Annotated in this window: 11 protein-coding genes; 9 read left to right on the top strand and 2 right to left on the bottom strand. The window is 50.3% G+C overall.

Annotated elements, in window-relative coordinates; genetic code table 11:
• Positions 1 to 159: 159 nt before the first annotated feature.
• From E2I14_RS10700 to E2I14_RS10660, 9 genes are all read left to right on the top strand, one after another.
• Positions 160 to 1,587, top strand: coding sequence for a TolC family protein (locus tag E2I14_RS10700; protein WP_133328259.1), 1,428 nt, complete (start codon positions 160 to 162; stop codon positions 1,585 to 1,587).
• Entirely contained in the window at positions 1,584 to 2,675 is a 1,092-nt protein-coding gene (locus E2I14_RS10695) for an efflux RND transporter periplasmic adaptor subunit (RefSeq protein ID WP_133328257.1), read from the top strand. The genes E2I14_RS10700 and E2I14_RS10695 overlap by 4 nt, the downstream gene beginning before the upstream one ends.
• On the top strand, positions 2,672 to 5,707 hold the full coding sequence (locus E2I14_RS10690; RefSeq protein ID WP_133328255.1) for an efflux RND transporter permease subunit: 3,036 nt from the start codon (positions 2,672 to 2,674) through the stop codon (positions 5,705 to 5,707). The genes E2I14_RS10695 and E2I14_RS10690 overlap by 4 nt, the downstream gene beginning before the upstream one ends.
• Before the next feature lie 290 nt (positions 5,708 to 5,997).
• Complete coding sequence (locus E2I14_RS10685) at positions 5,998 to 6,576, top strand: energy transducer TonB (RefSeq protein ID WP_133328253.1); 579 nt, start codon at positions 5,998 to 6,000, stop codon at positions 6,574 to 6,576.
• A gap of 63 nt (positions 6,577 to 6,639) precedes the next feature.
• On the top strand, positions 6,640 to 7,215 hold the full coding sequence (locus E2I14_RS10680; RefSeq protein ID WP_133328251.1) for a hypothetical protein: 576 nt from the start codon (positions 6,640 to 6,642) through the stop codon (positions 7,213 to 7,215).
• A gap of 91 nt (positions 7,216 to 7,306) precedes the next feature.
• The gene (locus E2I14_RS10675; protein ID WP_133328249.1) at positions 7,307 to 7,558 is read left to right on the top strand and encodes a hypothetical protein; all 252 of its coding nucleotides are present in this window, start codon (positions 7,307 to 7,309) and stop codon (positions 7,556 to 7,558) included.
• Positions 7,559 to 8,149: 591 nt separating this feature from the next.
• Positions 8,150 to 10,903: a beta-propeller fold lactonase family protein gene (locus tag E2I14_RS10670; protein ID WP_133328424.1), complete on the top strand. Its 2,754-nt coding sequence runs from the start codon at positions 8,150 to 8,152 to the stop codon at positions 10,901 to 10,903.
• A gap of 234 nt (positions 10,904 to 11,137) precedes the next feature.
• Positions 11,138 to 13,288 (top strand): alkaline phosphatase family protein, encoded by a 2,151-nt coding sequence (locus E2I14_RS10665; protein ID WP_227544700.1) that lies wholly within the window; start codon positions 11,138 to 11,140, stop codon positions 13,286 to 13,288.
• Positions 13,288 to 13,965 carry a hypothetical protein gene (locus tag E2I14_RS10660; RefSeq protein WP_133328245.1) on the top strand — a complete coding sequence of 226 codons (678 nt, stop codon included), beginning with the start codon at positions 13,288 to 13,290 and terminating at the stop codon, positions 13,963 to 13,965. The genes E2I14_RS10665 and E2I14_RS10660 overlap by 1 nt, the downstream gene beginning before the upstream one ends.
• 87 nt (positions 13,966 to 14,052) lie before the next feature.
• Here the strand turns inward: E2I14_RS10660 and corA are convergent, their stop codons facing one another.
• Both corA and E2I14_RS10650 read right to left on the bottom strand, forming a co-directional pair.
• Positions 14,053 to 15,117, bottom strand: a complete 1,065-nt coding sequence (corA, locus tag E2I14_RS10655; RefSeq protein ID WP_133328243.1) for a magnesium/cobalt transporter CorA — start codon at positions 15,115 to 15,117, stop codon at positions 14,053 to 14,055.
• A 14-nt stretch (positions 15,118 to 15,131) separates the two neighbouring features.
• Positions 15,132 to 16,817: a formate--tetrahydrofolate ligase gene (locus E2I14_RS10650; protein ID WP_133328422.1), complete on the bottom strand. Its 1,686-nt coding sequence runs from the start codon at positions 16,815 to 16,817 to the stop codon at positions 15,132 to 15,134.
• Positions 16,818 to 16,819: the final 2 nt, after the last annotated feature.

The raw sequence follows: 16,819 nt of genomic DNA, 5'->3' as shown, positions 1-16,819 counted from the left end.
CTATACTGGGCAGATAACGATTTTGTCGTTCAGATGTGCTGTCAAAACGGTTTATGAGTGAGTTACGGTGACCCATGTACAGTGGGTCGCCGTTTTTTTGAGTCCGTTGTTCTGTTGCCGAGTTCCTAATTAAACGACAAATTACCCGCTTGGATCATCATGCTTGGTTTGAAAAAATATGCTGTTTTGCCGCTAAGCTGCCTGCTGGCGTCGTGCGCGTTGTACCAACCTAAAACGCTGCCAACCGAGTTTTCGCTACCCAATAATGTGTCCCATTTAGTGCTTGACCGTGCACAGGGGCAAACGCCGGAGCAAACATCGTCGGACGCTACGTGGTCGCGTATCTCAGCGCAGCCGCATCAACTTGATCTGAGCGCTGGATTGGACATGGACCAAGTTGCGATGTTGGCGGTACTGAATAATCCTGACATCAAACTCGCGCGTGACGATGCCGGAGTGGCGCATGCCCAAGCATTTGCCGCTGGCTTGCTACCCGATCCGCAATTGTCGCTCAGCCGCGATTTGTCCAACACTGGCGGTCCTGGCTCATCCAAGGCATTCAGCGCAGGACTGAGCTACGACGTAATCTCTATCGTCACTTACGGCGCGGTGGATGCCGCAGCGCAGGCTGAGATTAAAAAAACCGACATGAATTTGCTCTGGCAAGAATGGCAGTTGATTGCGCAAGCGCGCTTGACCTACGTGAAGCTGAGTTTCGCCAAAAAAGCCGCCGCACTAATCGAAACCAATCGCGCACTCTTTGCCAAACGCGTCGCCAACAGCCAACAAGCATTCGATAAAAACTACATTAGCAACGATGCCTATCTAACTGACCTGACTGCCCTGCAAGATTTGCAACGCCAAAGCAACGATAGCGAACGCCAGGTCAACCAGCTACAACATGAACTCACTGCGTTGTTGGGCCTGAGTCCCGATGCGGAGGTCAAACTGCAAGAACCCAACGTTGCGAGCTTAATTCAATTGGACGAATCCCTGATCGTGCGCGATGCCAAGCAGCTTGCGCAACGGCGTCCTGATTTGATTGCGCTGCAATCGGGATTTGAAGCAGAAGATCAGCGTTACCGCGCTGCGCTGTTATCGCAATTTCCATCGTTTAATATTGGCTTCACGCGTGCGCGCGATTCCAGTAGCGTTTATTCCAACGGCGTGGGTGTGACGCTATCGTTGCCGCTGTTGAATCGCAATCGCGGCGCTATCGCCGTTGAGTTAGCAACGCGCGAAAAACTAATCAACGATTATCAACAACGCCTTAACGCTGCCAATAGCGACATTCATAAATTACTCTTGGATCAAGCGGTGAATCTGCGCCAACTCGCTGAAATCCAAACTGCGCTAACCCAATTTAATTTGATGGTGACCAACGCCGATAGCGCCTATGTCAACAATGCGATTGATGGCCTTGTGGTGGCTAATGCACACAGTAGCTTGCTAGCCAAGCAGCTTGAACAGCTTAATCTGCAGCAATCGATATTTGAACAGCGCATTGCGCTACAACTGTTACTTGGTGGAGATGTGCTGGTACCGCCAACTCCTGCTCAACGTTCTTTAGAAAATCATTCATCATGAAACAAAAAAAACTAAGTTTGATTTTGGCGCTGATCGTCGGCTCGGCATTGATATTGGGCGCAGCATATTGGTGGAAAAAGCAGCACAGCGCTGCCTCCGATGCCAAAGATGGCGCCGAGCCCGCCGCCGAAGCAGTGAGTGCCTTGGTTAAAACACAGCCAATTGGTCAGCAAGCGATGGAAAGCAATTTGATCGCCTATGGCGACGTAGTTAGCGCCAAGATTAATTCCTTGAGCTTTCCGCAAGCCGGTCAATTGACCTTGTTATCGGTTTTGCCCGGACAGCAAGTCCATCGCGGCGAGACTTTGGCAATATTAACGAGCGATCCCAACGCGCAAACCGCTTACGTACAAGCGTTAACGGCGGCTAATTTTGCGCGTGCCGAATTAAAGCGCGAAGAAGAATTGTTCGCCTTAAAACTGCTCACCCAAACACAGCTTGATACAGCCAAAAAGCAATTGCAAGACGCGGAATCCATGCTCGCTTCGCAAAAAAAACTGGGCGGCGAAACCGAAGCGGCTAAGATATTGGCTCCGGTGGATGGCGTCGTTACCGCTTTGGTGGCGGCGCAAGGTGATCGTTTGGCCGCTGGTGCGACCGTTGTACAAGTAGGCGAAACCAACACGCTACGCATTGCGCTAGGAATTGAGCCAGCGCAGCGCCGCATGGTACATGCCGGGATGAAGGTGATTCTATCCACGGTCGAAGATGCCGGTACGACTATTAACGCCAAGATCAACGAAGTGCAAAATGTCGTGGATCCCAAAACACAATTGGTCAGCGCGATTGTGCTGCTGCCGGCTTCAGCCGCGCCGACATTGGTCGCGGGCATGCATGTGCAAGCGACGATACATCTAGGTCAGCAACAAGCGTGGTTAGTGCCGCGTCAAGCGGTGTTGTCGGATGAAAAAGGGACGTTTATTTTCCAAGTCGCTGACGGTAAAGCGCATCGCGTCGAAGTGGCCAAAGTCAACGAGAGCGCAACCCACTTTGGCATCGACGGGGAGATTGATCCAAAACTCCCCGTTGTTGTGTTAGGTAATTACGAACTGGAAGACGATATGGCTGTGCGGGAGTCAGGTAAATGACTATCGGCTCATGGATTCAAGCGCATCGCCGCTCGGTCTTATTTCTATTTTTGATGCTGGCCTTGGCCGGCGTTGTGGCGGCCTTAAAGCTGCCGGTGTCGCTGTTTCCAACGGTTGATTTTCCGCGCGCGGTGGTGTCGATTGATGTAGGCGATCAACCCGCTGAGCAAATGGAAATGCAAGTAACTCGCCCCGTTGAAGATGCGGTGCGCCGTGTTCCGGGTGTGCGCACGGTGCGCTCAACGACGTCGCGCGGTTCGGCCGAAATCTCGGTCAATTTTGATTGGGGGCGCGAGATGGCGACCTCGGCCTTACAGATTAATGCTGCCATCGCCCAGATTCAGTCGCAGCTCCCTGCGGGCATGCAAGTCACGACCCGGTTAATGGACCCGACTGTTTTCCCAATTACCGCGTACAGCATTACGTCCGATAGTTTGACGCCGATTCAACTGCGTGATTTGGCACAGTATCAACTACGACCTTTGTTATCCAGTATTGACGGCGTTAAGTACATTCAAGTCCAAGGTGGCGCAGTGGAAGAATACCGCGTCACGATCGATCCGAAAAAACTGTGGTCCTTGGATTTAACGCTCGACGACGTAGCACGCACGCTGACCAATGCCAACGTGATTGCCGCAGTCGGTAAGTTAGAAGATCATTACAAATTGTTTTTGGCGATTTCGGACAGCCGCTTAAAAAACCTGAATCAAATTCGCCAACTGGCGCTTAAAAATCAAGGTAACGGTGTGGTGCGCTTGGGTGACATCGCCACGGTGGAACAAGCTACTGCGCCCGAATGGACGCGCGTGACAGCGGACGGTAAAAACGCGGTGCTGTTTTCGGTCTATCAGCAACCCGGCAGTAACAGCGTGGAAATTGTTAGCGATATTAAGAAAAAACTGGACGCCGCCCATGCCCAATTGCCTGCTGGTGTGACGATTTCGAATTGGTATGACCAGAGCCAACTCGTGTTGCAATCGGCTTCTAGCGTGCGGGATGCGGTGTTAATCGGGATTGTATTGTCAGCCCTTGTGTTGCTGTTTTTCTTGCGCAATTTCAAAGTGACTGTGATCGCGATTGTGGTCGTGCCAGCAGTGTTATCGACCACGGTTGTGCTGATATACGTGCTGGGGATGAGTTTTAATATTATGACCTTGGGTGGCATGGCGGCGGCGGTCGGTTTAATTATCGATGACGCAATTGTGATGATTGAGCACATCATGCGGCGCTTGCAAGGTGGCGCGGGTCAGATGCATGAGCGGGTGCTAAAAGCGGCGGCAGAATTTATGCGGCCTTTGGTTGGCTCCAGCGCTTCAACCTTAATCATTTTTGCACCGCTAGCGTTTTTGACTGGCGTCACGGGTGCGTTTTTTAAAGCCTTGTCGCTCACCATGGCGGCGGCGTTGTTGATTTCGTTTTTGATTACTTGGTTGGCGGTTCCGTTGTTGGCTGATCGGTTTTTGACGTTGCAAGACGCCGAAGAAAAAACCGAGAGCAAATTGCTGCAAGCATTGCATCGCAACTATCGCTCGCTGATGCAGCGTTTATTAGCGCGTCCAGTTTTGCTATTGCTTGGCTTGGTGCCGATGTTGTTAGTGGGGTTGTTCGCTTTTCAGCAAGTGGGTTCCGGTTTTATGCCATCAATGGACGAGGGCGGTTTTGTATTGGATTACCGCAGCGAGCCGGGCACGGCATTGTCGGAAACCGACCGCTTGTTGCGCCAAGTTGAAGCCATTATTAAAGCCACGCCCGATGTAGAAACCTATTCACGTCGCACTGGCAGCGGCTTGGGTGGTGGATTGAGTGAAGCGAATGAAGGCGATTTTTTTATCCGCCTAAAAGGCTTTCCGCGCCGCCCGGTCGATGAAGTGATGGACGATATCCGCACCAAGGTTGAAGCCAATGTGCCCGGTTTAAAAATCGAAATGGCGCAATTGATGGAAGATTTAATCGGTGACTTAACCGCCGTGCCGCAGCCGATTGAAGTCAAAGTGTTTTCCGATAATCCCGAACAGTTGTCTGCCGTGGCCGATAAAGTCGCCGAGCGCATCGCTAAGATTACTGGCGTGGTCGATGTGAAGAACGGCATTAATCCGGCTGGCGACGCTTTAGAGATTCACGTCGATCCGACTAAAGCGGCGCTAGAGGGAATGGAAGTCGATGCCATTACCAAAAACATTGAGAGCATCTTAAGCGGCAATGTCGCGACCCAAGTGGTGAGCGGCATCAAAATGGTGGGCGTGCGGGTTTGGGTGCCCAAGTCGCTACGCACGTCCGATACCGATTTGGCCAATATGATGGTGCGTGCCCCAGACGGACATTTGTTCCCACTTAAACGGGTGGCTAGCATTACGCCGGTAATCGGTCAGCCGCAAATTGCGCGTGAGAATTTGAAGCGCATGGTGGCGGTAACTGGCCGCATCAGCGGGCGCGATTTGGGTTCGGTAATTGACGATGTTAAACAAGTCATGGCGCAGGATAAGTTGTTACCGGCGGGCGTGTACTACCAACTCGGTGGTTTGTATGAGCAACAGCAAATCGCGTTTAAAGGCTTGATGGCGGTATTTGCAGCGGCTAGCGCGTTGGTGTTCCTGTTACTGCTATTTATGTATGAAAGCTTCCGCTTGGCGATCTCGATTTTGGTCACGGCTTTGTTGGCAGTATCGACGGTGTTTATTGGTTTGTGGGTGACCAAAACCGAGTTAAATATTTCGGCCATGATGGGCATGACGATGATTATCGGTATGGTGACGGAAGTGGCGATTTTCTATTTTTCCGAACAACAAGAATTAGTCGAGCACGACGATTTAGCCAACGCAATCGTCAATGCTGGCATCAATCGGATGCGACCGATCACGATGACCACCACCGCAGCGATGCTGACTTTGTTGCCACTGGCGCTGGCCATTGGGCAAGGCTCGGAAATGCAGCAGCCCTTGGCTATTGCGATTATTTCTGGCTTGATTTTTCAATTACCGCTGGTCTTGTTGGTGATGCCGGTGCTGTTCTATAGCATGCGGGCTCGCCGATAATTCTCGCGGCGGTTAGTTTTCCTTAACGGCCAGCTTCCATTTGCGCTGGCCGTTTGTAACTTCTGACTAGTTCAATCGCTTTCAAAACGGCGTTTGTCCCAGCCAATCTGTTGTATATCAGCCCATATTTGGCGCGAAAGTACAAAAATGCCCTATTTAGGGCATTGTAAAAAAATGTTTCTGTCTATACACTTTCCCGCATTTATTTAATTGTGAACGATTAATAAATTATCGTATTTCGATCAGATTCGTATATCTGCCTTTTATAATAATTGCCAAGGATTACCAGAATGTTGAATAAAAAAATCGCTTCCTCGTTACTGATTATCATGCTTGTCGCGGCTGTGCAGCAAGGCGCATTGGCCGACGAAGTTAGACATTACGGTATTAAACAAACTAATCCTTCGGTCGGCACCAACATGACTAAAGAGATCGTCAAAGCTGGCACTGTACCGTTGAATAAACCCTACAATGAATTAACAGCAGACCAAAAAAACACGATTAAAGCGGAATACGACAATATGCCTGAGGGCGACGAACCACCGTTTCCAGTCAAAGGCTTAAATCCGATTTACCGCGCTATTGCTCATGCACACGAAAATCTCGAATTGGCCTATAAAGGCAGCTTGACCTTGTATGTGCTGGTCGATGGTGAAGGCAATCCAAAATCCGTTGATGTCATGAATTCACCGAACGAAGATATTTCCAAAGCAGCTACTTTTGCGCTGATGAACCAAAAATATAAGCCTGCAGTTTGCTCTGGCCAACCGTGCGCAATGAAGTTACCAATTCACGCGGAATTGGTCGGCCCAGAGGTCAGTACCTTGTCAACCTTTAATGCTCCAGGTGTGTCAGTTAGTCCGCACTAATTGACTGAATTGGACTGGCTAATTGCCAGTCCACATTGTGCTGTGCCCAAACAGAGCTACCCTATGCCAACGACCCAACAAGCTAATCCCGACGACGCAAAACGCGCATCGCGAGCAATCGGTGCAATGTTTTTCACGATTTTTGGTGGGCTTTGGATTGGGTTGTGGAGTTACCAAGCTTTTCCTCATGTTGTGCTCTATCGGGCGGTGATTGCACTTATTACGCTGGCTCTTTTTATCGTAGTCTTGCGGCGATATCTACGTTACCGACCCGCGTTGGCGGCGCAACCAGACGACCCAGACAAAAGACGCCGAGATCAGCTTTTTAATCTGGTCAATGCTGGACAGTGGATTCTCATAGTGCTGGGTGTCAATGTACTCAATAATCTCGGTTATCCGCACTGGGCAATTCCGTTAGCGATATTCATTATCGGCTTGCACTTTATTCCTTTGGCCGCCATCTTTTTTAATCCACCGCACTATATAACTGGCATTGCGCTGATGTTGGTTGCCGCCGTTTATCCGCTGGTATTGCAAAATGGGCCACAAAATCCGTTGGGCTGCTTAGCCACAGGATTGATTTTGTGGGCTAGCTCCCTTTGGGCGGTGAAGCCGGAGCCACGAAGCGGGCTTAACTAGCCTTTATTGCTGTGGGTAAAATTTTTGCGGTGCAACGAGCGAAATAGGATTATGCTTACTAGGTGTTCAACCAATTTGTAAGGATGTAACTATGAGTCGCGCTACTTTAAAACGTAAAGCTTTGCAAAAATTGATCAAGACCGAATACAAAAAATTTAAAGATCACAAGAAGACCAAACTTGGCAAAATCTTTCATTTAGCGAATCCCGATGAGACCGGCTGCAATTGGAGTATTGCGATTGAACGCAGCAAGAACTGGGAATCCGCGGCCGATCATATTCGTCCGTTCATTATTGATTTGCGTAGTAAATATTCCTTAGCCCACGATGGCGACGAAGCTTAAGCAAACTGGCTTCATTGTGTTTAGTCGCGCAGAAAATTAATTCTGCGCTGGACTTGCCTGATCCCCGTCAACACAAAACCAAGCACCACAAGTCTGCTTGGTTTTTTTACGTCCGCTTTTTTTCAACAACCAAGTTGCCGGCGCGCAAATGTGAATAAATAATTCCGGTTCATTCAATGACTCCTGACCCGATTTCGATCGGCGCTGTCGTCATCCTATCGTAACAATCCAACACTAAACTCTGCTTCGTTCAAAGTAATTAATGCAACAGATTTCCGATGCCAAATTCGGTCTCTGAAGTGCGTGGAAGTCCGAGCTAGCTTGCGCTCGGATAGCGCCAAGCAAATCGAATCGACGGCCTGGGCTTACGCCTGGATTTGCGGTCCCCACTTAATCCGCTCTACCAAAAGGTGAGTCAATGTGTCTCGCTATATTTGTTTGAGATCGGTGTTGTATTGATTCCCAAACTTCTTTCTTTGCGGGTCTAATTTCAGGAAAGCCATCGTGGTAAAAAATTTCTCTGCCGCAGCAACGCCGTTACTCCTAGCAGCGCTCATCGCGGGTTGTTCATCGAGCACATCACACATTGCTATGCCAACCCCACCAGCGTCATTAGGTACAGTAGTTACTACGCTGTTGCCAACAGGCTTAGCAATGTCGCCGACCGCCATGCCCGGTTCAACCTATATTCCATTAGTGCCTGGCTTAACAACCAATCCAACAATACCCGCTGGTTACGCCCAATCAGAGACCATTAGTCCGGATGGCAAAACCTTGTTGGTACTTACTAGCGGTTATAACTTAGTGGTGGATGCTAACGGTAAAAAAGTGCCCGCCGATTCAACCCAATTTATTTTTGTGTTTGACGTATCGTCCAACAAGCCTGTTCAAAAACAAGTTGTGTCGGTCACCAATAGTTATGTCGGCATCGCGTTTTCGCCTGATGGAACGAAGTTTTATGTACCCGGTGCTGGCGAAGATAACATCCATGTGTTCGCCTTCACCAACGGCACTTGGGCTGAATCCGGTGCGCCCATCGCCTTAGGTCACACCGCGGGATATGGACTGGCGCAAAAGCCAACGGCAACGACCATCGCTATCACCGCGGATGGCAAGCGCGCATTGGTCGCCAACCGTTACAACGATTCGGTTACCTTGGTCGATTTGATTAACGGGAAGGTCATTGCGGAACAAGATTTGCGTCCCGGTAAGAGCGGCGGCACCAGCGGTCAAGCCGGTGGCGAATATCCGAATTCCATCGCCATCGTCGGCAACAACACAGCCTATATCAGCAGCGAACGTGATCGTGAAATTGTGGTGGTCGATATTTCAGCCGCGTCCCCGTCGGTTAAAGCACGTATTCCAGTTCAAGGCAGCCCAAATAAGATGACCTTGAACAAAGCGCAATCAAGGTTATTTGTCGCCTCGGATTTTGCTGATCTTGTCTCGGTAATTGATACCACCAAAAATGCCGTAACCAGCACAGTGTCCACCGTTGCACCAAGCTCTGTATTGACCGCAGCGCAAGCCAGATACAAAGGTGCATCGCCCTCCGCAGTGGCGTTGTCGCCCGATGAAAAAACGTTATATGTCGCTAACCGCGGTACCAATTCTGTCGCGGTTGTGTCACTAGCCGGCTCGACACCAACGGTAACGGGTTTGATTCCAACCGGCTGGTATCCAACCGATGTGCGCGTTTCTCCAGATGGAACAATGATTTACGTCAGTAACGAGAAAACGCCTCCTGGCCCCAACGTTGGTAGTTGCTTGGGTTATGCAACTGTGCCTTGCCCAGTAAAAAATTCTCCAGTTACTTTCGCACCGAACGAATACATCTTGAATATCACTGGCTCAGCCTTGTTAGCCGTGCCAACGCCAAATGCTGCCTATCTGAGTTTATTGACCGACCAAGTCGCGAGCAACAATAGCTTCGGTAAGCTGCCTAGTGCAGCCGATGCGCAAACGATGGCGGTACTGAGCAGCAAAATTCAACACATCATCTACATCGTTAAAGAAAACCGCACCTACGATCAAGTCCTCGGTGATTTGGGTAAAGGCAATGGCAATCCAGCGTTGACGGAATTTCCGAAAGCAACCACGCCTAATCTGCATGCCTTAGCGAATAATTTCGTGGCGCTGGACAATTTTTACGACCCAGCGGATGTGAGCGGCAATGGTTGGCCGTGGAGTACGACAGGTCGTGAATCGGATGCTGGCGCGCGCATGCTGCCATCAAACTATGCAGAAAACGGCGGCGGTGGTTCCTACGATTGGGAAGGCACCAACCGTAATGTCAACGTGGGCTTAGCAGGAGCAGCGCGAGTGGCAGCCAATCCGTTGTCCAAGGATTTGGATGACGACGTATTGCCCGGAGTGAGCAACGTGGCTGCCCCAGACGGGCCGGATGGCGAAGTGCAACAAGGCTATTTATGGAACTCGGCATTACGTGCTGGTAAAACGGTACGTAATTATGGCTTCTTTATTGACCTCACTCGTTATGCATTAGGCGGCACTCCTTACGCTGCCTTAGGAATTCCAATCGATCGTAATCCGTTCGAACACGGCAAGGTGCAGGCCTATGCTGCCAACCCAGATTTGGCTCCCCTGACCGATCAATATTTCCGAGGCTTCGATACCAGTTTCCCTGACTTCTATCGTGAAAAGGAATGGGAGCGGGAATTTAGTGCTTACGTCACTAACGGCAATTTACCGAACCTAAGTTTGGTGCGCATGATGGGCGACCACACTGGTAGTTTCGCAACAGCCATTGATGGTATCAACACGCCAGAATTGCAAGTGGCCGATAACGACTATGCGGTTGGTCGCATTATCCAAGCTGTAGCTAATAGCCCCTACGCCAGTAACACTTTGATCTTTATCGTGGAAGACGATGCGCAAGATGGCCCTGACCATGTGGATGCGCATCGCAGCACGGCCTATGTCGTTGGTCCGTATGTGAAGAAAGCAGCACTCGTCAGTACGCACTACACCACCGTCAATATGTTGCGCACCATTACTGACATTCTTGGCGTCGATCATTTGGGTTTGTTTGATTCGACCCAAGGCCCGATGACAGACGTGTTTGATTTAACCCAAACAACCTGGTCTTTCACCGCCACGCCTTCTGCTTTATTAGTCGGCTCGGCGCTGCCGCTGGCAGCTAGCAACCCGCCTGCGCTCGCCTTGAAGCCAACCCATGACAGTAAATATTGGGCGCAAAAAACCAAGAAATTTAATTTTGCTGAAGAAGATAAGTTGGATGCCGTGGCCTACAACAAAATCCTCTGGCAAGGTTTGATGGGCAATCGTCCTTACACCACAGGACGCGAGACCACTAAGAAGTAAGGCGGTTAATTCCAGCCCAATCTGACTGCTTCATCGGTTTTGATTGGTGGAGTGGCAGAAGTAGTTTTTGTTTTAAATAGATTAGATGAGATCCAACTAGCTCGCTGTAAATGGGTCTCGATAATGTGGATTAGGGATGGTCGGAACTTGTTGCAAATCCTCGATCTGCGCCGATGTTTCGTTCGTTCATTAATGGTGTTACTTACTTTTCAGGATGACTAGCAAATGAAATCTATGATTACTCTTGTTGCCGCACTCAGCGGCAGCGTTCTACTGAGCGCCTGTGGCAGCTCCAGCAATACCGCACCGGTAGTTCCATCAACTCCAGCGGCTGCGGCAGTGCGTACCATCGTGATGGTGTGGGATGGTATGCGCCCAGACGCGATCAATCAAACCGATACACCGAATTTGTACGCCTTGCGTCAATCGGGTGCGAATTTCTCGGACAACCATTCGACTTACCCAACGTTCACCATGATGAATGGTTCGTCGTTTGCAACTGGCTCATTCCCAAAAACTAGCGGCTTCTACGGCAACACGTTCTGGACTCCACCACAAGGTTCCGGTAACACGATTCCTGCTGGTGCCGGTGCGAATGGCGCAGCTCAGGACTACGTCGATCCAGTATTTACCGAAGACTATCAAGTCCTCTCCACACTCAATACCTACTACGGCGGCCAACTGCTGTTAGTTAAATCCTTGTTCGCTACGGCGCAAAGCGCTGGCTTGGTGACCGCGACTATCGGTAAATCCGGTGCCGCCTACATCCAAGATTTGGCCCAAGGTGGATACTTCTTAGATGAAAACACCGCAGCTCCTTACAGCTTGGTAACGGATTTGCAAACCAACGGCTACGCTCTGCCAACTAACGTGGTGCATGGTTATAGCGGTGCTAACACGGTAACGCTGAGTTCTACTAACGGTAATCCAACTGGCCGCGCAGGTTACATCCAATTCAATACAGCAGCTTACGATCCAAATGGCGTGATCACGATTCCAGCGCGCGATGCAAGCGATACCACACAAGGTGCGCCAGAAGATGCGGCCAACAAATACATGATGTCGGTCTTTACTAGCTACATCCTGCCAGTCAAAAAACCAATGTTGTCCTTGATCTGGTTCCGTACGCCAGACAACGTCGAACACGGTTATGGCCCAGGTTCCGCTAACATGAAAGCCGGCTTGCATTCGCAAGATCAACGTTTGGGTGAATTGATTACCGCGTTGCGCGCCAATGGTTTGGATAGCACAACGAACATCATCGTTGTATCCGATCACGGTCACAGCAGCGTATCTGGCCCATTGAGCTTGTACCCGTTGCGTAACATCACAGCCTCGACCACAGTGCCAAACGGCCCGCTGGTCAACGGCTCGACTAGCGGTACCAACACCGCTGCGATTGGCGCGGTAGCTACCTCTGGTGGTTATTCATTCTCTGGCGACGTGCGCTCAGCAGATTTGTTGACCTTCCGTGGTTTCAAAGCATTCGACGGTAGCAAGTGCGCCACCGATTCCATGTACGGTTTAAACGCCGCGGGTGTACCAACAGTGCCAGTCAAGATTGATACCACTGGCGCGTTATGCGGCACAGCCGGTACTAAATACCAAGCGATCAGCTCAACCTTAGCAACACCCGTCGCATCTTTCCCAGTACCAGCCCCAGGTAGCTTGCCAACTAACGGCATCGTTGTTGCTGCTAACGGTGGTTCGGACTACTTCTACGTCCCAGGTCACGATGCAACGACGGTGCAGAACTTGGTTAAATTCTTGCAGCAACGTGAAGAATACGGTGCGATTTTTGTCGACAGCCGTTACGGTTCCATCCCAGGTACATTGCAAATGGCGCAAGTCAATTTAGAAAATACGACCCGCCAAAACAACGGCCAACCTGACGTAGTGGTGAGCTTCAACTGGGACAGCACAGTCTCAATCCAAGGTTACCCAGGTATCGAGTTTGAAAGCTTCGGCGCAGGTCAGCACGGTATGCACGGTAGTTTCGGTGTGACTGACGTACACAATACCTTGATCGCTAACGGCCCATCGTTTGTTGCTGGCACAATCAGCAATCCATCGGGTAACGTGGACGTTGCGCCAACAGTGGCGTATTTGTTAGGTTTGTCCATGCCACAAGCCGATGGTCGTATTTTGAACGAAGCCTTGGTGACGCCAGCGAGCAAGTCGGCAGCCACAGTAGTACCGTCGGTCGTCACGCCAACGGCTGCGGCAACTGGTCTGCGCTTTGAATTGCCAACCGACCCAACAGGTGCGACGGCCGATTCAGCGTTGACTGTCGGTTCTTACACCATTAACTTGAATGTCAAAGATTTGACCATCGATGGTAAGACCTACCGTTACTTCGATTCAGCAAAGGCGGTTCGTCAATAATGAAGTTTTCTTTCCTCAGTAATGCAAAAGCGTTCGGAGGCCAGCTCGCCGTGTTGTGTGCGGCGAGCTGTGTAGCCCACGTAGCGTTTGCCAAAGATCTCACGTTTGATAAAGTCTTTAGCGACAAAGCCGAACCAAGCTCGATTCATTATCAAGCAACTTACCAGAACCAAAGCGGTGAGCATCAATTGGAAGTCTGGCGCGACGGACAGCAACGCTTAAAACGCCGCACCGACGATAGTTTAGAAACCTACGCGACCCGCGCTGCGGGCGAGGCGGAGTTTCAAATGTCGGTCTTGGATTTAAAAAAGAAAATCCATACGCGCGTTGATCGCACCAACTTGTATCGCATCGGTAACTTCACCGATTGGTATGACTTAGCGCACGGACTGCGTCATCCCAAAGGCGATTACCAATTGGCTGCGATTGCTGCACCTGCCAACGCTCCCAAGGCGCTGGATGCGTGCAAGTGGTACGGCTTAACTCAGCAAGACCGCACTACCCAAATTTGCTGGAGCGAGCGTTCCCGCATTCCGTTGTTGATTTTGGATCAAGATGGCAAAGCAGTCTGGACAGTAACCAAAGTAGAGCGTCATCCGATCTCTCCAAAAGTCTTTGTGATTAATGACGAGGGCTTTATTAAGAACGATGCGAATCAGGATATTGAGAAAGATTAGTGTAGTTAAAAACTCTTGAGTAAAAAAGTAAAAGGGCGGCCCAGTTGAGGTCGCCCTTTTATTTGTGCAGTTAATATTTAAAGCCGCTTACAGCCAGCCTTTTTTATAAAAAATCCAGCACATCGCGCTGCTAATTAATGCCATCACGCCGAGAATAATGAAGTAACCATATTTCCAATGCAGCTCTGGCATATTGTCAAAATTCATGCCGTAAATCCCCGCAATCAAGGTCAGCGGCATCATCATGATCGTAATCACGGTCAGCAAGCGAATTTGAATATTTAAATGGTGCGATTGAAACGATAAATACAAATCGGTCATGTTCGACACCATCTCGCGCGCACTGTCCAGGGACTCGATCAAATGCACCGTGTGGTCATACGCATCGCGCGCGAACAAACGGGTTTCTGCGTTAAACATATTAAAGTCGCCGCGCACAATTTGATTAAGGCTTTCACGCAAAGGCAACAACGCATGGCGAAAACGCGTGGTTTCGTGTTTTAAACTATGAATACGCTGCAAAATTTTATCCTGCTTAGGCTCGAACAAAATCTTATCGACCTCTTCTACTTTGCCTTCAAATTGCCCCAGTACCGCAAAATAATCATCGACCAGACAATCGATCAAGGTATAAGCCAAAAAGTCTGCACCCTTGCTGCGCAGCGCTCCATGATTGGCTTGTAAATTTTCTCGCACCAAACTAAAAATCCCTAAGGGTCGAGTCTGAAAAGTCAGCACATAATTTTTGCCAACAATCATACAAATTTGATCGACCACCAAGCGCTGCTTGTGATACATCAGCGCTTGGCCGACAAAGAACAAAAAGTCGCTATAGGCTTCGATCTTGGGTAAATGCTTGTTATTAAGAATGTCCTCAATCACCAGCGGGTGAATTTGAAAAGGCTGCAATACGCGTTCTAACGTTGCCCCATCGTGTATACCCACAAAGTGCAACCACTGAGTACCTTGGTGATCAAGCGTCGGCACAAAGTCTTTGGGTTTGAAGGTTTGCACATCGACCTTATCCGCATCAAACTGAATTTGCCACACGGCTTTGGCGGGCAAATTCTTGGTGTCTTTGCGCGTGCTTTTGATGGCAGCGACAGCAAAGTCTGTGTCAGTTGGTAAGGTGTCGTGATTTAAATCGCTCATTGCAATAGTCCAAGTTAAAACAAGCCAGTAACCCGTCCCTCGTCATCAATATCAATTCGAGTCGACGCCGGTACTTTGGGCAAACCGGGCATGGTCATGATATCGCCGCAGATCATCACGACAAATTCCGCACCGGCAGCTAGGCGCACTTCGCGGATATTAATCGTGTGGCCGCTTGGTGCGCCGATCAGTTTGGGATCGGTCGAGAACGAATACTGAGTCTTGGCGACGCATACCGGATAGTGGCCGAAACCGTCGGCTTGCAGCTTGTCGATTTTGGCGCGCACGGCGGCGTCGGCGGAAATATTGGCGGCACCATAAATGCGGGTAGCGATGGTATGCATTTTGTCCCACAGTGTGTCGCTGTCTTGGTACAGAAATTTCAGGCCAGATTGTAAATCGGCGCTCTTGGATTCGATCGATTTGACCACGGTGTTGGCTAGCTCAACCGCTCCGGCAGAACCCTCGGCCCAGTGGCGCGTGACGACCACTTGCACGCCAAGTTGGCCCATGTGATTAATCAGCCAATCCAATTCTTCTTGGGTGTCGGTGGTGCGGTGATTGATGGCGACGGTGCACGGTAAGCCAAAATTTTCCCTCATATTGTTAACGTGGCGCTCTAGATTGCTCACGCCTTGCTGTAGCGCGGCGAGGTTGGGCGTGTTGAAATCGTTGGCTTGCACGCCGCCGTGGTATTTCAGCGCGCGCAAGGTGGCAACCACAACGACTGCGTCGGGACGCAAACCGGATTTGCGGCATTTGATATCGATGAATTTTTCCGCGCCTAGATCCGCACCGAAACCTGCTTCGGTGACGACATATTCACCTAATTTGAGTGCCGCGTTGGTCGCGGTAACGGAATTGCAGCCATGCGCGATATTGGCGAACGGGCCGCCGTGGATAATAGCGGGCGTGTTTTCTAAAGTTTGTACTAAGTTGGGTTTGATCGCGTCTTTGAGCAACACCGCCATCGCGCCTTCGGCTTGTAAATCGCGTGCGCGGATCGGCGTTTGTGCGCGGGTGTAGCCAACGATGATGTTGCCTAGACGTTGTTTTAAATCTTTGCGCGATGTGGCTAAACAAAAAATCGCCATCACTTCGGAGGCGACCACAATATCAAAACCATCTTCACGCGGGAAACCGTTACCCGGGCCACCGAGCGACACGACTGTTGAGCGCAGTGCGCGGTCGTTCATGTCCATCACGCGCCGCCACACAATACGGCGTGAATCAAACCCCAATTCGTTGCCGTGATGGATGTGGTTATCAATCAACGCCGCCAATAAATTGTGCGCCAATGCAATCGCGTTGAAGTCGCCAGTGAAATGCAGGTTGATGTCTTCCATCGGAACGACTTGCGAATATCCGCCACCAGCAGCGCCGCCCTTCATACCAAATACCGGCCCGAGCGACGGCTCCCGCAGCGCGACCAATGTGCGCTTACCAATGCGGTTCAACGCATCGGCTAATCCAATCGACGTGGTGGTTTTACCTTCGCCCGCCGGAGTTGGGCTGATGGCGGTGACTAAAATTAATTTGCCTTGCGGCGCGGTTTGCTTATCTAGCCAAGTTAAGTCAATTTTGGCTTTGTAATGGCCGTAGGGCTCAAGCGCTTCGGGTGGAATGCCAAGTTTGTCTTGGGCTAACTGCAAAATCGGTGTAAGGCTGGCGGCCTGGGCAATGTCTATATCCGATGGGATCA

Origin of the sequence: Sapientia aquatica (genome assembly GCF_004358105.1) — a bacterium.
GTDB lineage: Bacteria > Pseudomonadota > Gammaproteobacteria > Burkholderiales > Burkholderiaceae_D > Solimicrobium > Solimicrobium aquaticum.
Note: the sequence above shows the minus strand (reverse complement) of the source record. Positions and strands in the feature narration are given on the sequence as shown.